General features: G+C 45.9%; 16 protein-coding genes. 7 read left to right on the plus strand and 9 right to left on the minus strand.

The features are described 5' to 3' along the window. Window positions 1-383 precede the first annotated feature (383 nt). The gene (locus tag V3C19_RS11450; RefSeq protein WP_161982744.1) at window positions 384-1,568 is read right to left on the minus strand and encodes a sialidase family protein; all 1,185 of its coding nucleotides are present in this window, start codon (window positions 1,566-1,568) and stop codon (window positions 384-386) included. A gap of 720 nt (window positions 1,569-2,288) precedes the next feature. Here V3C19_RS11450 and V3C19_RS11455 point away from each other — a divergent pair. Both V3C19_RS11455 and V3C19_RS11460 read left to right on the plus strand, forming a co-directional pair. Continuing rightward, window positions 2,289-3,503: an AGE family epimerase/isomerase gene (locus tag V3C19_RS11455; RefSeq protein ID WP_130083313.1), complete on the plus strand. Its 1,215-nt coding sequence runs from the start codon at window positions 2,289-2,291 to the stop codon at window positions 3,501-3,503. 1,002 nt (window positions 3,504-4,505) lie between these two features. After that, window positions 4,506-5,261 carry a hypothetical protein gene (locus tag V3C19_RS11460; protein WP_295934272.1) on the plus strand — a complete coding sequence of 252 codons (756 nt, stop codon included), beginning with the start codon at window positions 4,506-4,508 and terminating at the stop codon, window positions 5,259-5,261. A gap of 239 nt (window positions 5,262-5,500) precedes the next feature. Here the strand turns inward: V3C19_RS11460 and V3C19_RS11465 are convergent, their stop codons facing one another. From V3C19_RS11465 to V3C19_RS11480, 4 genes are all read right to left on the minus strand, one after another. Beyond that, window positions 5,501-5,686, minus strand: coding sequence for a hypothetical protein (locus tag V3C19_RS11465; RefSeq protein WP_295934270.1), 186 nt, complete (start codon window positions 5,684-5,686; stop codon window positions 5,501-5,503). A gap of 38 nt (window positions 5,687-5,724) precedes the next feature. Next, on the minus strand, window positions 5,725-6,186 hold the full coding sequence (locus V3C19_RS11470; RefSeq protein ID WP_295934269.1) for a hypothetical protein: 462 nt from the start codon (window positions 6,184-6,186) through the stop codon (window positions 5,725-5,727). Between the two features lie 37 nt (window positions 6,187-6,223). Next, complete coding sequence (locus V3C19_RS11475; RefSeq protein ID WP_295934267.1) at window positions 6,224-6,664, minus strand: sialate O-acetylesterase; 441 nt, start codon at window positions 6,662-6,664, stop codon at window positions 6,224-6,226. A gap of 503 nt (window positions 6,665-7,167) precedes the next feature. Further along, window positions 7,168-8,424 (minus strand): DUF2254 domain-containing protein, encoded by a 1,257-nt coding sequence (locus V3C19_RS11480; protein WP_295934265.1) that lies wholly within the window; start codon window positions 8,422-8,424, stop codon window positions 7,168-7,170. A 484-nt stretch (window positions 8,425-8,908) separates the two neighbouring features. Here V3C19_RS11480 and V3C19_RS11485 point away from each other — a divergent pair, with 484 nt between their 5' ends. Further along, on the plus strand, window positions 8,909-10,429 hold the full coding sequence (locus V3C19_RS11485) for a M60 family metallopeptidase (RefSeq protein WP_295934262.1): 1,521 nt from the start codon (window positions 8,909-8,911) through the stop codon (window positions 10,427-10,429). A 594-nt stretch (window positions 10,430-11,023) separates the two neighbouring features. On the opposite strand, the gene V3C19_RS11490 is transcribed toward V3C19_RS11485, so the two are convergent. Both V3C19_RS11490 and V3C19_RS11495 read right to left on the minus strand, forming a co-directional pair. After that, complete coding sequence (locus tag V3C19_RS11490) at window positions 11,024-12,388, minus strand: hypothetical protein (RefSeq protein WP_330937102.1); 1,365 nt, start codon at window positions 12,386-12,388, stop codon at window positions 11,024-11,026. A 7-nt stretch (window positions 12,389-12,395) separates the two neighbouring features. Beyond that, window positions 12,396-12,812: a hypothetical protein gene (locus V3C19_RS11495; RefSeq protein ID WP_330937103.1), complete on the minus strand. Its 417-nt coding sequence runs from the start codon at window positions 12,810-12,812 to the stop codon at window positions 12,396-12,398. A gap of 535 nt (window positions 12,813-13,347) precedes the next feature. Here V3C19_RS11495 and V3C19_RS11500 point away from each other — a divergent pair. Together V3C19_RS11500 and V3C19_RS11505 are read left to right on the plus strand one after the other, a co-directional pair. After that, window positions 13,348-13,947 (plus strand): hypothetical protein, encoded by a 600-nt coding sequence (locus V3C19_RS11500; protein ID WP_295934257.1) that lies wholly within the window; start codon window positions 13,348-13,350, stop codon window positions 13,945-13,947. Continuing rightward, window positions 13,944-14,876: a nucleotidyl transferase AbiEii/AbiGii toxin family protein gene (locus V3C19_RS11505; protein ID WP_295934255.1), complete on the plus strand. Its 933-nt coding sequence runs from the start codon at window positions 13,944-13,946 to the stop codon at window positions 14,874-14,876. Before V3C19_RS11500 ends, V3C19_RS11505 begins: the two co-directional genes overlap by 4 nt. A gap of 91 nt (window positions 14,877-14,967) precedes the next feature. Here the strand turns inward: V3C19_RS11505 and V3C19_RS11510 are convergent, their stop codons facing one another. After that, window positions 14,968-16,041, minus strand: coding sequence for a hypothetical protein (locus V3C19_RS11510; protein ID WP_330937104.1), 1,074 nt, complete (start codon window positions 16,039-16,041; stop codon window positions 14,968-14,970). A 158-nt stretch (window positions 16,042-16,199) separates the two neighbouring features. On the opposite strand from V3C19_RS11510, the gene V3C19_RS11515 reads away from it, so the two are divergent. Both V3C19_RS11515 and V3C19_RS11520 read left to right on the plus strand, forming a co-directional pair. After that, window positions 16,200-16,823, plus strand: coding sequence for a helix-turn-helix domain-containing protein (locus V3C19_RS11515; protein ID WP_295934252.1), 624 nt, complete (start codon window positions 16,200-16,202; stop codon window positions 16,821-16,823). A gap of 784 nt (window positions 16,824-17,607) precedes the next feature. Continuing rightward, on the plus strand, window positions 17,608-17,883 hold the full coding sequence (locus V3C19_RS11520; RefSeq protein WP_102722133.1) for a DUF3892 domain-containing protein: 276 nt from the start codon (window positions 17,608-17,610) through the stop codon (window positions 17,881-17,883). 105 nt (window positions 17,884-17,988) lie between these two features. Here V3C19_RS11520 and V3C19_RS11525 read toward each other — a convergent pair whose 3' ends face one another. After that, window positions 17,989-19,134, minus strand: coding sequence for a site-specific integrase (locus tag V3C19_RS11525; protein WP_295934249.1), 1,146 nt, complete (start codon window positions 19,132-19,134; stop codon window positions 17,989-17,991). Between the last annotated feature and the right edge of the window lie 42 nt (window positions 19,135-19,176).

The raw sequence follows: 19,176 nt of genomic DNA on the forward strand, positions 1-19,176 counted from the left end.
TAAGGTATAGTAGTTGAATATCCTGCCATCTAACAGATATAACCATGTTTGTACACTAAAATCCTCCCCATGAATCTTTTAAAAGCAAGTAACAATGACAAGGCCCGTTCCAGAGGAAAGAGGCCAGGCCCTTCTTTCATGAACAATTAAATCATCAAGAAAATGGACCTGCGGCGACCGGAAGTAAAAAACAAAATCCCTTCGCTGCGCTTCGGCACAAATTCAGTCATGAAAGCCGGAGGCTCCATTCCCTGCCAGCCGGGTTCCCACCATGCCACATGAACATTCCTTTCATTGTCTCTTCCCCCCTCAACCCTTTCTTCATAAAAAACGGGACTGGAAATCCAGTCCCGTTGGAAAACGAATATTTACCGTTCACGAACTTATTTAAGAACCGGAGCTTTCCTTCCTTCCGGCAGTCCCGTGTCCTTCCCGTCCGTCAGCCAGTCAATCGTGATGGGAACAAACTTCAGCTTCTTGATATGTGGCTGGTTCTCCTCATAAAGCACACCTACTACGCCGGGCTCCACCATGGCAAGGCTGGAATAGGCAAAACCGCCTTCTCCCAACAGTTTTTTCACCGGCCAGGTCTTGCCGTTGTCATAGCTCATCGCCACCTGCCCCTTGATGCGCCGTCCGGCGCTGGGTCCGGAAAAGAGGATGCGGCTCCTGCCGCCAAAGGCAGGCTGGTCCGTCAGAGAATAAGTCAGCAGGGAATTCTGCGTGCTGTCGCAAAACAATTCCGGAGCATCTTCCACTTCACCCCATGTCTCGCCGCCGTCCTGCGACCACACGATGCGGCGGCAATTGCCTCCGCCCCAGTGGCGGGCGACCATGACCACGCCTCCGTTATCCGTTTCCGCGATGGATGTTTCATTCACCAGGCCCTTCATATTGGCGGTTGGCTGGCCCTGCTTCCAGCTTTTGCCGCCGTCGTCGCTGTAAATACAGGAAATCACCCACTTGCCGAACGGCCCTTCATTCATCGGAATCACCAGGCGCCCCTTGTGGGGACCGCTCCTCAACTGGGCTCCCGCATTCGGGCCGGAAGCCATGATATCCACCCCTGTGGGCCGCTTGGTCGTCCTAGTAATATCCACGGGCTTGCTCCAGGAAGAACCGCCGTTCCTGCTCTGGATCATGAAATTGCGGATGCACTTCTCGTCGTCCCAACCCTGGGGGATATTAGGCTGCCGCTCCTTGACCCCGGCGGGATAACGCTGGAATACGACAGTCACGGTCTTGGTCTTGACGTCATAAACCGGGCATGGATTATTAAAGGTGGCCCCATGAGACTTGGCGATCGCCCGGGGACGTGACCAGGTCTTGCCGCCATTCTTGCTGACGCTCATGATAATATCGTTCTCCCCCTGGTCGGTATTCTTATACCGGCCTTCGGCAAACGCCAGAAGCTGCCCCCTGCCGATATTGAGCAACGCGGGAATGCGGATGGACTCATAAGGATTCCCTTCCCCCGCGCTGAATACGGTCACGGCCTTGTCCGTGGGAAAATCGGCCTTCTCATCCTGCCCGAATGCCGGCAATGCCACGGCACATACGGCACTCATCAAACACTTGAATACGGAATTCATCATCTTTTCCACCCTATTCCATTTTCTTCTTCCAGACAACGGCCATGTCATGAATAGGCGTGAAGACCAGAGGAAGCCCTGGAATAACGCATACCATCAGTCCGTCTTTCCGAAACTTCCTCCCGGACCTGACTCGCGCTCGGGAAAAAGAATGAAAGAGAACAAAACAGGTTCTTGAAGGAATTCATGACTCGATAATCACGCACACTTTTTTACCACCTTCCTGCGAGAATTTGCCGCCAGGATGTTCAGACCGTGGAAAAACAGAGGCGGCCACAATGCACGCACCGTGAAATATTAACAAAATCTTCTGATAGTCAAACATGAAAGAAAAACAATCCTTCTCCGGGACAATGAAAAATCCGTCCGTATGCCGTTCCGGCCATGTACGCCTTAAACATCCGTTAAAAGAAATCCTGAGACAAGGAATTCCTCCCCTACGGAACCTTTTGTCCAGAGGTCATATTCTCAACATGAAAATATGGAACCTGTCAAAACCAATACGAACATGCAGACATGCCATGTTCCCAGTCCCGGCGGTAACCCTTTCAGGAGAAACGAAAAACGTTGATGCGTGCAACAGCCTGCGTCCTTCCCCACCCGGATGGAGATCCTCCGTTGGCAATGCACTTGCAGCCGGGAAACAGGGGGCATCAATAAACGGGATGCCCATGAAATGTAACGAAAGACACAACGATGGAAACTAAGGAAACATTGCAATCTTTGGATGAATGGTCCAGGCAGGAACTGAAAGACATTCTGGATTTTTATATCAATTATGACTACGCCCCCAAAGGCGGTTTTTACGGAGCCGTTCTGAGGACGCTTGAACCGGTCAAGGACGCCGACCGCTCCATTGTGCTCAACGCCAGACTCATGTGGACGTTTGCAAGCGCCTACCGCATTCTGAAGGATCCCCGCTATCTGGAAATGGCCAACCATGCAAAGGATTACATCAAGGAACACTTTGTAGACAAGGAATACGGAGGAGCCTACTGGGTAGTAGACGCCCAGGGCAACCCCGCGGATGAGTCAAAATACCCCTACGGTATTGCCTTCATCATCTATGGAGGAGCGGAATTGGCAAGAGCGAGCGGCAGCAAAGACGGCCTGAAGCTGGCCCGGGACATGTATGAAGCGTTGGAAAAACATGCCCTGGATCCCAAACACGGGGGATACTTTGAAACCTTTACCCGGGATTGGAAAAGGCGGGATGACAGCTTCAATATTCCGGACCCTTCCCTGGGATCCAAGGCGCTCAACACCCATCTGCACATGATTGAAAGTTATACGACTCTGATGCTCGTGGATGATGATCCCAAGCTGAGGAAAACCGTGGGCGAACTGATTGACATTATGACCAACAAGCTGCTGGACCAGGAATACTTCCACTACAAGCCCTACATGACTGATGACTGGAAATCAACGGATACCCTGTTTTCCTTCGGCCACGACATTGAAGGCGCCTGGCTGCTGACGGAAGCCGCCGAAGCTTACGGAGGCAAGGAACTGGTGGAAAAATGCAAGCCGATTTCCGTGCGGATTGCCGATGCATGCGCGGACGGCATCAACCCGGACACAGGAGGCCTGTATGCAGAAGCCAACGAGCACGGACTCGTAGACCGTCAGATGTCCTGGTGGGTGCAGAGTGAAGCGGTCATCGGCTTCTTCAATGCCTTCCAGTTGACGGGTGATCCCAAATATCTGGCGCTGACAATGAACGTAGTCGACTACATCAGGAACTATGTCTCCGACCATAGCGACGGCAAATTCCGGGAATGGCTCTCCAGAGGAGACCTGGATCCCCAGGACGGAGACAACGAATTCAGAGTAAACGCCTGGAAAGGCCCCTACCACAACGGCCGTATGTGCATGGAACTGATTGAACGCATTGCAAAAATGCAGGCCTAAAACGCCGTTCCCGAAATAGATGCCGTAACTGGCATAAGTTTTCTTTCCGAGGAAACCGTTCCAACGGGAATGCAGACTGGGTAAAAACGGTTGTTTATTTGCCGCCAAGGGATGAAGCCTGCCATATGGTTTCATCCATTTCCATTGGAAATCAAACGGGAAGGAATAAAATATCTTGTGCCTGTCCGCAAGGTACAGATGGTCCCTGTCTCCAGTTCTTATTCCAAACCGGATAATTTCTTCATCTCGGGAAAACGCCGCTCTTCTAATGAAAAACCTTCCTTCTTCCGCATTCCGTCCGGGCAAGGAAACCTTCCCCGGAAGGAAAAATAAGACGCTTCTCTGCAAACCGTGCCGAATGTCTGCTCAAGAATGAAGAATGTGCGGACGGACAAGAAGAGACTGCGGCTCCTTCTGAAACCTCTGTAAAACAACAGGCTCTGCATGCTGTCTGCTTCTTTATTGTCATGGGGGCGGCAACTTTCCCGTATCACCTTACTACAAATATGGGGTATTTTTCAAAGTCGGCAATGGAATTAATTTAAATGGACATAATGGATGCTTTCCCAGATGAAACAGGCATTTGAAGCTTCATGGAACAGAGGGGATAAAATGCTGATCTTTATCGAAATCATTAGAGAATAGGCAACTGGACGCACTCGGCACGGTTCTGCCTGTCTAACGGGGCCGACTTCTGCGGAAAAGATGATCAATCATGGAATATCCGCCAAGTTACAAAATCGGATATCGACCGAGGCCACACGGCAATTTCGGAAGAACGTATGACAATCCTGAACAAGCGGAAAAAAGCGCGTTAATGTCTATTCCAAAAACTGTGTTGTCTATTGAGCTACAGAAACTTAATATGTTAGTCGCTTTGTGCCGACATAGGGAAAAGTGTTGTGCAGAATAAAATAAACCCCTTCATTTAAATTACATACAGATGATATCGAACATTTTCACCAGAACTTACTTTAACATAAACAGTAAAAAATATTTTCAATGAAAAACTTTTTCCTCATTCTGGTGGCATTTGCAGCTTGCAGCTCGGTTCAAGCCGAGTTGCTGTCCCATTTCCTTGACGGGCAGCCAAGCCCTTATAACCACGCTGCCACAGTACCCGGCATTGACTCTTCGGGAGGCAGCCAGATGACTACTTATGAGGGGGCCATCACTTCATTCACCTATAGCAGAAATCTGGATATGATCAACTTCCCAACCGTATCGGGTGGCAATGGCAACTATTGGGCCCTGTTCAATGATCATACAACGCCGAGCGACACCCCCCACTATGACAAATCATATATTCAATTTTCAACCAAGGCAGAAGGAGGAAAATCCCTTGATTTATATAACATTACATTTGATTGGGGAGCGGCTGTCCTGGAACCGACAACAGTAACTTCACGGTTCGGATTTGAAATTTTCGCCAACATAGGCGGAGAGGATTGGATACCTCTTGGCCTGACAAGCCAGCGAGGCGTCATTAATGTTGGAACAGATGCAGGATTCAAAACTTTTGATCAAAGTGTATCTTTCGACTTAACTTCCTGGAGTCAAACCTATAGCAACATAAACGAAGTCACATTCAGAATTGCTTTTGCCAACACGACCGAAGATGTTGAGGAAAGTTTGGCGATTAGCAACATACGGCTCAACGGCATGGTGCGTGATGCTATTCCGGAGCCTTCGACCTCCATGCTTGGCTTGCTTGCTTTCATTGGCTGTCTCGTTCGTAGAAAAGTCCGGCCAGCTTAGAATGAGACAAGTTGCAACAGCAATAGGAAAAATTCTCGATCCTTCTTATTTTCTAAACTATACGCTGGACAAACAATCTACAAACGCTAACCAGGCCTTAGAATTCTCTCATTTGAACCGACTCCAATTTGGGGTATGGGCTACTAAAACCAGAACAGGAACTCCATGTCTTTCAGAAGGAATGGGTAAACCATGCAGGAAGAAAGGAACAAAAGCGGCTCCGGCCGCCTTATGGAAATCTACCTGGAATCCGTCTTGTTCATCCTGCCCCGGGATTCCAGGGGGTAATCGAAAAACGGGCACCAGTTATCCATGCGGTGCACGACATCCTGAATCCGGGTCTTAACCTTCTTCCCCTGGGAATCCCGCAGGCACCCGCGCGCGCCGGTACGCGGACCGGAGGGAAGCTTCTCCTTTAAGGTCATTCCGTACCGGAGGCGGCTGCTGGAAGGGTCTGATGATATTACAATGCGAACAACATTTTACCGTTCAAGCTGACGGACTTAATCTCCAGAGGCTCTTCCCGGCTATTCACTAGGGAAAAACCGTAATTGCCCGGATCAAGAATCGTCCTGGTATCCAGCGCCAGAGGAGGCACAGGCGCGAAAAACTTTACGCCTACCGTCCAGTCCTGCCCTTTCCTGCCGATGGCATGGGCGACGGGATGGATGGGCTTCCATTTCACGCCTTCCACCATCACCTTATACATGACGTATCTGGCATACTCCGCGTAAAGACGGAACATGGGAGCCGTCAAATGCACCCCGTCGCTATAGGTGAAATGATACATGGGCGTGGCCATGATGTACCGGCTGTCCTTCTCCAGGGCCAGATCCAGCTGGGCCACGGCAATGACAGGGTAATCCGTGGGATTCTGGACAAAATAATTGAGGTGGGAAGAAACCTGGTACCCGAAGCACAGCACGTCATTCTTCTGTCCGGTGACGGCCTTGGCGTCCGCGTCAATATCCTGAATCAGCGCGCATCTTCTCTTTGTACCATTCCCTTGTTTTTCTGTCCTGCTGGTCGGTTTCCCCCTGCGTCCACAGGAAACAAGGCATGGAAAAGGTCTTTCCAGCCTTGTCCGCCAGCTCGCGGCCCGCTGTCAAATCATCCAGAATGCGCTGATAGGGAGCGTTGCTTTTGGAAAGAACACCGATGCTGACGCCTCCCACGCCGTCGGCAGAGCAGAGGAACCGGACCCTGTCGGCCTTTCCGGCATCGCGCTTCTTCAGCAGGTGCATGAAATTACCGGATGCTCCGGAAACGGGCGTCTCCCCCCTGGCGCCGTCCGGAGAAACTCTCTCCACCAGAGGAACGGCGGCGCTCCGGTCATTGCCGCCCTCAAAAGGCCGCACGCCGCCCTTGAACATCAAATTTCCGTCCTTCTGCTCCGTGGTCACGACCGGCTTGGCCGTCCACCCTACGGAAAGCGACTACCCATAGGACGGCAGGTAATTCCAGTCCGTTAAAACGGGCTTCTGAGCATAACTACAAGGGACACCCGCCATCAATAGACAGAAAAGCACCCCGGAACGGACACATATATTCATCTTCATAATAAGACCACGCCATCATGAGCATGTACGGCCGGGTACTCATTAAAATTTCCATGCGGGGAAGAAATCATCAGGAAACGATGAAACTTGATCATCCCTGAAAAGGCGGCATTCTAAAACATTAACCATCAGCTATAACAACACGAAACAGCTGCGGCCTGCCCCCATTGATGAAATAAAAATGTCGGGAGCCTTTCCGTTTTCCGGGCCGATTTTCACCAACGAAGTCTGCCCGGAAATAAATCCTTTGTTACGACCCCAGGCATTTGGGAAACTTCACGCTGTCTTCAAAATTCAGCCCGCTCGGTTTTGGCCGGATTTCCCTTTCTCACGGAGAAACCAACGGTCTAATCAATAACCAGCTTTTTCAGCGTCTCCCTGTCTTCGTCGAGCACTACGGTTCTAAGCGCATGTTCATAGCACTGGCGGGAGTATTTCCGGGCTTCTTCCTTGAATTGCCCGTTATCCAGGTTATACAGCTCGGCAAAAGCCTTCAACAGCTTGATGTCAATAACCGTAATGCCTCCTTCATCCCGAAGGATAGGGGCAAAAATATCCGAAAACAGATTGGAGACAGTTAAAGGAGGCACCCAGACTCTCTCATGCTTCACCTCGGCATGGCGTTCCGCCTGGGCGTAATTCGTCAGCAACCGGACGCCCCGGTTGATAATATCAATCCCTGTTCCGTAATCATTGACGGCCGCGGACAAGGCCCGGGCGGCAATTTCAGCAAGTACGCACAATCCGAATCTGGGATCCTGTTCAAAATTGCGCTCATGGCCAATCACAAAAGCTCCAAGCAGTTCACGCCGGGTTTCATTTGACACAGGCTTGTCAGCATAAACCAGAATCGAGGTAACGGAAACGAAATCCCCCGGCAGCGCAACAACGTAAATATTAAGATCCTTATCTCTGGAAAGGTGGTCCAGCTTCTCCATGTCAATATATTGGATATTGCCTGTCTGATCGCTCCTGACGGGAACGGCATTTTCCGGAATATCAAGCTCCCGGTCAACCAGCGGATTAGCCCCCAGATAGGGTTCCTTGGCGCGTGCCAGCAACGCTTTCCGTGTGACCCCTTCCACAAGCTCTGAAGTCTCGCCCACCCGGCCAAGCCGGGATAAATGCTCAATCCACCGGATGAGCGTAACCAGAATAATGGCAATCACTCCCAGGGTGACAACGAACAACACGACTCTTCCTTTCTGGTCGTACATGCCGGAATTCAGAAAGATGATCGCAATCAGGCTGAAAATGAAGGACCCGATGAACGTGGAAAGTGCATTCTGGGCAGTAGAATCTTCCATCAACAGCTTGGTGGCTCTGGGTGTCACGCTTGACGTAGCCGCTGCATAGGCGGAAACAACCGTGGTTAAAGAAAAAGTCGTAACCGCCAGCATGCTTGAAGCCAGGATATTTAAAATCGTATCGACCGTATCGGCTCCGATCTTCTGAAAAATATCAAATGGTACAAACTCACCCAGGTAAATCGATGCAATAGCCGTAATAATAGCCAGTAGCGCAAAATAGGTAGCCTTGACCCAAAGCAGCTTGTTAGCCCGCAAAAACAATAACCTGATTTGGAAAATGAAGGACCCTTTCATCAGAAGCTGGAATTGGAAAAACGGTTGAAGGCTACTCTCCTGTTAAAACAGTATCGAAGCCTCTCCGTTCAAGAATAAGACTCTCAAGAAGAAGGAAAGGTGTACCATGTTACAACTTTAATGTCCCCAAGGAGAAACCAGCGCCATGGAACGCCATGAACTGGGAAGCCCCGCTAACATGTTCTGAACCTGGGAAAAATGCTTCACCCGAGGCAAATGGCTCAAGCATGACAGCAGCGAATGCCCCTGTCACGGCAACCGCAGCAGGGGGAGGCCAGGGATTAAAACAATGGAAGCCTTCAAAATCACACGCAAAGAAGATTGACAGTACCATACTGAAGCGCTCCCCTTCATCAAACAGCCCGGGCCTTGTGTTGAAGCCGGGTGGATTTCCGTTTGCCGGTAAAAAGAGGAATGGTGAAAGAAGAGGAAAACGGAGAGTGTAACTTCTAACATCGTAAAATCATTCACTCCCCACGTTGTTATGAACCGGATCATTTCATTACTCTCCCTTCCCCTGCTGTCGCTCGCAACGGTATTTGCCGCCAATACGCCGGAAAGTATCGGCAATGACCTCCAGCTATTCAAGGATACCTCCTGCACGGCCCTGAAACAGGATGTCAAGGATACTTCCGCCTTCCAGTCTGACACGATGAAGGAACTCGCGGACAAAATCCTGGCAGGCAACTACAAGCCGGACTACCTGTATGCCGAATACGAGGCCCTCCCCTCACCCCGCCAGACGGGCAAAAATCTCAGAATCGGAGATGGATTCAGCAAATACGACAACATGACGGGCGTCTACCTCGAAAAAGGGCAGCACGTCGTGCTGGTCGGCAAGACGGATGGGCGTGAAATCAGCCTCCTGCTCCCGAACCTGATGCGCAAGCCGGCCGAAGGAGTGCAGCCGACGAAAGACCCCAACGGCTGGGGACTGCACAAAAAGCAAATTCCCCTCAAGGAAGGAATCAATATCATTGATGTGGAAACGCCCGCCAACGCCTACATCAGCTACTTCACCAATGATGCCGATACGGCTCCAAAAATCCCCGTCCATTTCGTGACGGGCAAGGCCAACGGCTATTTTGACACCACCCGGGGCGATACTAATGAAGACTGGGTACGCCTGCTTGACCAAGCCGTCTCTCCGATCATGGACGCCCGGGGAAAATACATCCAGGTTGCCTACCCGGTTGAATTCCTGAAAAAAATCACCAGCGACCGCGGGACAGAACTGATCAACGCCTACGACAAACTGATCGGCATCCAATACCAGCTGATGGGCCTTGAGAAATACGGCAAAATCCCGAAAAACCGCGTCTTTGCCCGTGTGAACTTCAACTACTACATGTTCCGCGATGGCGATGGAGTCGCCTACCTGGGAGACAACGGCACCATGCGGATGGTAACCGATCCGGAAAACGTCCTCAAGGGCGACGCCTGCTGGGGCTTCTCCCACGAAGTAGGTCACGTCATGCAAATGCGCCCAATGACCTGGGGCGGCATGACGGAGGTCAGCAACAATATCTTTTCTCTGCAAGCCGCCGCCAAAACAGACAACGAAAGCCGCTTGAAGCGCCAGGGCAGCTACGACAAAGCACGCAAGGAAATCATCGACGGAAAAATCGCCTACCTGCAATCAAAGGACGTTTTCAACAAGCTGGTCCCCCTGTGGCAACTCCATCTCTACTTTACCGAAAACGGGCATCCCGACTTCTACCCTGACGTCATGGAATACCTGCGCAACAACGCGGGAAACTACGGAGGGAATGATACCATCAAATACCAGTTCGAATTCATCAAAGCATGCTGCGACGTCACAAAAACCGACCTGACCGACTTCTTCGAGAAATGGGGCTTCTTCAAAACCGGACAATTCCATGTCGGCGACTATGCTAATTACGATTTCACTGTCACCCCCGAAATGGTGACTGAAACGAAAAAATGGATTGCAGATAAAGGCTACCCGAAACCTGAAACTGATATCATCGGAATAAGTGAATAGAATTATTAAGAAATCCTAATTATTCCTCATAAAAGTCATAATATGCCTGTCTCTCAGTAAAAAATGGAAACCTTTTCTCCATTAGAAAATGTATCAATTGGAAAAAGTAGAAAGTCTATTTAGTCATTCATAAGGAAAAATTATTTTTTGCGGTAATTTTTCAGATTTGAGTATGCTTATCCTCACTATTCCTCTGGAATCCTTATAAACGATCCTGAAGTTATTCAAAATAAATTACCTCTGCCAACAAGAATAACATCATACGATTTAGCGGAAAATCGGCAACATTCCTCCAATACGAAGCTATTTTCAAAAAATCATTTCCCTATGGTCCAACAAACCAGTTTCATCTTTTGAAGTAAAAGAAATTCAGGACAACTAATTCTAGTAGTTTTCTACAGGAATTAAAGATAATTGGCAACAACAAAAAATAAAAAACCTGTACAATCAATCATAGAACAAAGATCAGAAATTTGTAAGGTACTATATGGCTTGTTCTTCCTGGTTATTCTCTTAGTCTCCCCAAGTAATTTCTAACATCTGATGTATAGACTTCTTAATTTTTTCTAGAAGCAGAAGAATGACTCTCATCTTTCAGAATAAATCAAGATCTATTTTCATCTTAAATATTTTTTCTATAATAACCTCACTCCATGTATCTATATTCATTTTATAAACGTCGTTAACATTTACAATATGCCCACTTTTAGATTTTCCTGTTTTCATGGTAAATTCATCCGATGTAAGTTTGAATTTTTTATTCTCTAAATCCATCTCTATAGTATAACAAATTGCGAAATGCTGCGCATTTCGTTTACCATCGGGAGTACAAATAATAAAAGGGCGAGAATCACGGATCGATAAGGATTCTCCAATTTCTTCTTGTATCTCTCTATGAAGAGTTTGTTTCATTGTTTTAAATATATCTTCATTAGGATCATCACGGTCTTCAATGCGAGAATGACCACCTATATAACAAAGAATTTTATCACGTTCTTGTGAATTTTTAGAAATTTTTTTAGGATTCTTTTTTACAATCAATAATTGATTCCTTTCTTTATTTGTAATGACAGCTATAACAATTGGTTGTATACAAGATAAATCCTCTTCGACAACATTTCTATTTTCAAATTTTAATTTTTTTCTTGAAAATAGAGATAAATCATCATGTATTTTTTTCTTTAGTATAGCATTTTTAATTGTATCGTCAAAATATCCTATTTTTTCTATCAAAAGATCTTGTAGATTATTAAGTATTTGAGTTGTAACTTTATAACTAACAATATTTGGCAAATTATTAGTTTCATCTGTGTCGGTTGTAATTTGTTCAATTTTTCTAAAAAAAGAACCAAATTTAGAAATAGAATTTCCTATCGAATCGTTATATTCTTTGAGTATCGTTTCTTGCATGATCGACCCTCTTTTTTCTGTCAATAGATTCGAATATTCTCTAACTATTGATGTATCTGGTTTTACAGAAAATACATAAATAAGATCTATATTTTTCCTCCATATGTCCATCCGTATAAATTTTGTCAATATGTCATATGAATCATCATCTAAATAAGGAGATTTTCTTGAAGGATACGTATTCAACCATGTAAACCAACATAACGCATCAAAAATTCCTCTATCACATATAATAACATCTATTTTATCTTTACCATGTTCGAGATTTTCTAATATCTCTGAAATAGCAGATGTCAATGTCCATATATTGAAAAATGGATGTCTTTTATTTTCGATAGGACAAATGCTTGCTCTTTCGGTCAAAAGAACGGTCTTGAAGCCATTTCTTTTTAAAAAAATATTTAAAGAAGTAATGGTAGTGGTCTTTCCAGATTTAGGACTGCCACAAAATTCTATTAAAAGAGGTCTTCTTTGTCCTCTTTCTTGTTTCAAAGATAAAACTTTAGAGGCAAGTTCTTCTAGCTCTGTTATCGTTTTTTTTCTATCCATTTTAACTTTATTTAAATATTGATGTAACTTTATCAAAACAATTTTTATCTAGATAGTTTAAGATATCTCCAGAAGAAAATCCTGCAAAAAAAGATAATAACATCACTAAATAGATGTATCCACTATTTAATTCTTCATCAATAATTGTAACTATCTGAAATCCAGTTCTTAACGATAGAACAATTAGTAAACTAAATCCAATTGCAAATATTGGTCTCAGTAAATAGTAAGCTAAAACTCCAATTTCTTCTTTTTCCTGATCAACTTCCGGTGATAAAAAAACTTGATTTATACACGATTTATAAATTTTTCTCATATAAAATATGGTGCAACCCACTAAGGATGCTCCAATACCTCCAATAATTGCGATATCCGATATTTTTAAAAAAGAAATAAAACTAATTAAATGGTACAATAACCCCATGATAATTAATACAATACCTAATACATTCAGTGCTACATAATATATAATTACAAATATAATTTTTTTACAGATAAGTAAAAATTAATTTTTTTATCTCCATTACCTTCCATATTCTATAATACAATAGAATTATTGGACATTGTGGATTTGTCAATCAAATTTTCCCATTTCTTCCCCATGTCTCTTCAAACAAAAACCGCAATATACTCATTACGAACATATTGCGGAAAATTGATGGCGGACAGGGAGGGATTCGAAGCCTCGAATTATTGATTATAAGTGGTTAACAGCGAATTCACTGGACTGAAAATGGATGCTTTTGGGGTGACATTATGTAAGTTATTCATTACAAATGCTTCTTAATTTCATGGGAAGGCCATTTCCTTTCACCTCTTCCCCCGTATATCTTCCGGTATCTCTGGCCCAACAACTCCTTCCTGCATGGTTCTGGTGAGACCAGAATTTCGACTTGCCATGTTCTTTCAAATGTTCTAAAAGTACACATATCATTCATCCAAGTGTGTACTTTTGACTCATGACTATCCCTGCTCCAATCAAAGATTTTTTCCGTAACAAAGGCGGAGTTGTCCGGCGGGGGGAACTTCTTCCTGCGCTGATGACCGCAAGAATGCTGCAGAAATATATGGAGATGGGGATTATCCGAAGATGGGGACGAGGCTTTTACTGTCTTAACGATGAAAGCCTGCCTTACGAGCCGGAAATGCTCATGGTTGCCAGGAGATATCCTGCTGCGGTTATTTGCCTTGTGTCGGCGCTTTCATTCCATGACATGACGACACAAATTCCCCATGCGGTTGATATTGCCATTCCTTACCAGGGGAATGCTCCCAGGTCTTCCTATCCACTCGTGCACACATTCCGGTTTCGTGATGCCATTTATGAAGCGGGCATTGAAACACATGACATGCAAGGAGTGCCTCTGAAAGTCTACAATATGGAAAAGACTCTGGTGGACGTGTTCCGTTTCAGGAACAGGGTCGGAATGGATGTGTTTCTGGAAGCCCTCAAAATGTACGCGAATAATCATCCCGTCAATCTTCCCCTCATTCATGAATATGCCGCTCTTCGCGGAGTTACCCGAACGATCATGCCTTATCTGGAAACACTCGTATGAGCAAGGAACATCCCGCCAACAAGGCCGCTTCAATAAGAGACAAGCTTTACAACCTGTCTCGGAAAAGCGGACGGAATTTCCAGGAAATCGTTCAGTACTATGCGATGGAGAGATTCCTGTACCGTCTGGGACAATCTGAATTTCAACATAGTTTTGTCCTCAAAGGAGCGCTTATGCTGCGCGTCTGGAATGTTCCACAGGCAAGGGCAACAATGGATATAGACTTGTTGGGCAAATTGGATAATAGCGCTTCATTCATTGAGGCGTGCATTCAAAAGATTCTGGACGTACCCGTGCCGGATGACGGGCTGTCATTTGATCCAGAGTCGGTGACTTCCATGGAAATAACCCAGGAATCGGATTACCGGGGACGCCGCATTTTGTTTTTCGGGTATCTGGAACGGATGAGAATCCGGATGAAGATTGACATAGGCTTTTCCGATATTGTTCTGCCGGCTCCCATTCCCATTCATTTTCCTACGGCGCTGGATATGGATCCACCCATGTTGCAGGGATATACACGGGAAAGCGCTATTGCTGAAAAATTCCATGCCATGGTTTTCCTGGGACTTCAAAATTCCAGGATGAAGGATTTTTATGACATTTATGTTCTGTCCAGCCATCATTCGTTTGAAGGAAATCTTCTAAGCCGATCCCTCCAGGCTACTTTTGAAAGGCGCCATCTGGATATTCCATCCTCTTTGATAATAACGTCTTCTTCATTCCTGAAAATGAAGGAGGTGCAATGGACTGCCTTTCTAAAGAAATTTCCCGTCTCTCTGCTTTCCGGGATTCCGGTTCATTTGAAAGAGGTCGTTCAAAGGATTTCGTTTTTCCTGCTACCTCCATGCGAAGCATTATTGTCCAAGGCTTCTTTCGAGAAAACCTGGAATCCGTCGACTGGCAGCTGGGATGAATCAATGTCGTGAACCGTCACTTCTTCTGAAAGGTTTGTTGCTATTAAAACGGAAAGATTCCCCCCAGTGAAGGAGGGAATCCATGCCGTTCTCCGGGATGATCCTAGAGGGCTTTGACCTTGTAGTAGTACTTGTGTTCGTCCAGGGTTTGTTTGAGCGAATCAATCAGGTCCGTCCTGTCTGCCGGTATGTACACGGCGTCATGGAGGCTGATGCAGACTGGATGATTCCGGCAGAACTCCCGGAGGATATCCTCGTAGTGGAACAGGGTATGGGAAGATTCCAGATCGTCGATCGCCTTGATGAAGGATTCCATTTCATCGAAGTAGTCGTCGGTGAGGAATTCCCTCAACTGGTTTTTACATCTGGTAATCCATCTTTTATCGGCAGTACCTGACAACAGGGAGAAAATCCATGTGATAAGTTTCTCCTTGGTTTCTTCCCTTTCGTCTTGATCTGTAGGAAGCAGGGTATTGGTTTTGATCGCTTCGAGCATTTTCATGCATTGGCCGCGTGCAGCAAGGCACTGAACAATGGAATTGGTCAGGTCAATTTCCACCATGTCAACTCCATAGACATTTTTGAATACATGCTTCCTGATAAATGAAGGCATTGGGGTGAACATGTTGTAAACCCGTGGATGCTCATCATTTTGGCTGTATGCATTATCGAAACGCTTGCCGGCAATTTCAGAAACAAAAGCAGTTTTGTTATTTGGCTTTCTTTTCCTAGCATTTTCAATAAGAGCCTTGAACGCCGGTGAGTTGGTCTCAGCCTTGAAGATGGAATTCAAGTTATAGGATTTGAGGATGCAGGGATGAACCGGGATGGATTCAATGCCAAGGCTGGTTAGTGCCTCTTCAAAGATAGGGGTGATCTTTGTCCTGGTTTTCTTGTTGAGGGAACCATCCTTGATATTGGGATTGAACAGCATCCTGTAGAGGCCGTGTTTGACCTTGTTGACAGGAATGGTGAAGTAGACGTATTCCTTGGGAGGAAGTATTGGCGCCAGTTCTCCGTTCTCCTGGACGAGAGGGAGGGCGTTCAACAAGTTCTCGGCATCTACTTGCTTCATGTCCTTTTTGAGCATTCCGATTTTCTCAGCCGTTTGATTGGCGTTAATGAGTTTGGAATTGTTGATGATGGTTTTTGTGACACGGGTGTTGGTTACACCCATCAATTTATTATTATTTTTAATAAACATTCTTCGTAGTATCCGAATGTTCTTTTTATTCCTAAGTGCTCTTTTATTATGGAAATATACATCCTCTAAAATACCTTATAATAAGGATATAATGAAAATCTTATTGATTCATTCGCCCGTTCCCTGTATGGATGTTCGCAGGTAAAATGAGGAAAAGGAAACGGCCATTTGTCCCGGCGGATAAGCAGGACACGAGGAAGCTGACTGCGGAAGAACGGGAAAAACTCCGCAGGAAGGCGGTATTGCTCTATAAGAGGGAAAATCCTGTTCCGGCCATTGCAAGGAAACTGGGTATACGTCCTGCGACTGTCTATAGATGGATTAATAATTACCTGAACGAAGGTCCTGTCAAATACAGGGAGAATAAGAGGGGGAGGTATCCTATCCCAAACAAATACACTCAAAAACCATGGAATGAATTTGTCAAGGAACTCAGGGAATATTGGGCAACCCAGGAGAAGAAGAAGCCGGGAGTCCCTGAAAATATATTACTATACAGGGGTAAAGAGTTCTTTGAATGGTGTTCCGGACTGACAGAAGGAACCAGGTACGTTTATTACTGCCAGATCAGGAGAAAGCTGGATGAACTGAAAATCCGCGAAAACGACTCGGTTACGCTACAGGACAGGGATTTTCTTCGGAGGCAATACTATGATCCGGGGCACCATCAAACCGGATGGATGAAGTACTGCATGTTCCTACTGGGAAGGCCGTTCAAATCCAACAGCAGGAACATCTGGTTCAAGGGAATTTAATTCTCAATGGATTTGAAGGCATGCAGACAATTTCCGGGTATCCGTCCGGTATTATAGCAAGGGGAGCATTCCGCTAATTCTTACAAATTATTCTGGATAATTATTCAGAATAAGCTGTTTGCTCTCTTCGGGGTATTTCCTGATGCACAAAAGACTATTTTTTGTAATATGCTGATAGCAATTTCATTATACAAAAAATGGTCTCATACAATGTATATATAAAATAAATGGAGAAGGAATTTTTTCCCGTATACCTGATACATGCCCAAGGGAATTTGCCCATAACGGAGCCTGGTCTATCCCATACGGATTTGGGAACATGTACTCCAAGACAGCTGTCTGCCAGTTTTTGAGCTCAATAGGAAGAATGGAGATATTTTAGTAATAAGGACATAGGACTTCATTTCTGATGAATAGATGAGTCCCGTCTAATTTGACCATGGCGGAGTCCGGATAGCCCCCGATGGAGTTGGGAATCCTTCTCCCAAGACAACTGTCCAGGGCATGTTTTTTACATAAAATGGATATGGAAAGAATGTGGAATACTCATGATCAATGGAATAGGAACAGCAGGTTCAAGTTATTCAAGGCATGGATCATGGAAATTGTTCCATAAAGAAGCCTGGATTGCCCTATATGGATTTGATGGGAATAGGCCAAGTGTGCCCACTGGGGGAAATTGAACCTGGATTCATTCCATTATTCAAATAACTCGCTGGGCATGTATTGCGTAATACAGTTTCAGGGAGACTGCCGGAAATCATCCATGTAAAATTGTCCCACTATGATTTTGGCGACAAAGATTCATTTCAAATACGGCAGTCCTTCCTATCCAAATGAACAAGATATCCAGTCCATTTACCTGTCAGGAGAAGGATTGGAAGGGTTTTATCCCAAGGAACAAGTTTACGACATGCTTGTTCAAGGAAAGATTATCAGGGGCAACATTTACCCCTATCCTGCATTGGAAGAAATGACGAGTTTCAAGGGAGAGAAGTATGTGCGTTCCATGCCTAACGAAAGCAAGCACGACAATCTGCTCAATTTGCCCCGCGTGTGATTTTGTTTATGCCGATTCTCGTTTCGATATAGACAAAAGGTTTTGTGTGTATTGTGCAATAGTCAAACAGGGCACTTCACATGCAGCCTCCGATTGGGAATCCGGTTAATCCAGATTGAGTGAATCAACGTATTCAGGCGTAAGTTTCCAATAGAGTTCCGCATCCTTTTTCCTGGTAGGCTTGTAGTAATGCTTCCGTATCATCTGGATGCTGTTGCCCATTTCATCGGCTACGCTGGCCATGTTTCCGAAACAGGTAACTTTATAGGTGCAGTAGCTGTGCCGGTATCCGTTCTGCTTGGCTTCAACGTATTCAGGGATTGTTCTCCTGAAGGCGTCATAGATGCGGTCGACATGTTTTTTGCATCGTCCGAAATCAAAGACAAGTCCGTTGGTATGTTCACATGTAAGAAGCCATTTTTTGGCAACGTTGGGGAGATGGACAATGCGTCTTCCGGTTTTTCCTCCTGACAGGTAAAAGTCTCCGTCTTCATCGGGATTGCTCAAATCCAGTTCCTCCCATGTAATGTATTCAAATTCGGACAACCTGACTCCGCAGAACATGGCGATGACCAGCGGAGCGAGCATTTTGTTTTGATGTACCTTCGTGTAATGGAGGATTTGGACGGCTTCATCGACTGTATAAATGCCGGGTTCAGGACGTATAGCCTTGGGGCATTTGATGTTGGTCATGTCGATTTCACACCATTTGAAGAACGAGATGACGGCCGCCCGGTAATGCTGGCGTGTCTTTTCTGCTATATCCAGACCATAGAGCCATTTTTCCACTTCATCCTTCTGGATGGTGCTGACGATTTTCTTTCCGAATACTTCCTTGAAGACATTGACTCTTGAGAGGGTGAGGCGGATGTTTTCCCTGTTGGATGCCGTCAGGAGCTTGTGCTTTTTCCATTCCTTGAAGAGATCCCCGACCCTCCTGCTTTGCTTGGGATGGGCGACGAAGCTCATGTATCTTCTGATGAATTCAGCCAGGGAGATGGAAGGATTGGTTTTGTAGAAACGGTCGATCATAATCCTGTCTTCGGGATCGATGATTGTTTCTTCTACAAGCCCAGTTTGGGAAAGTTCTTCTTCAAGGATTCGGCATTTTTCCAAACCTTCCTTCCTGTCCTTGACCCTGCATTTGTTGTTCCTGGTGGAACCGTCGGGGTTGATGGTGTTCCAGTAGACGCGAAACCTTCCGTCGTTCTCCTGAACCAATCTGCATAATTTGAACTTCTTCGCTGCCATGTATGAGTTAATTATACCGTGAAAACAGGAGTTCGTATGCGG

This window comes from Akkermansia sp. AE01SA01, from assembly GCF_036417395.1.
GTDB lineage: Bacteria > Verrucomicrobiota > Verrucomicrobiia > Verrucomicrobiales > Akkermansiaceae > Akkermansia.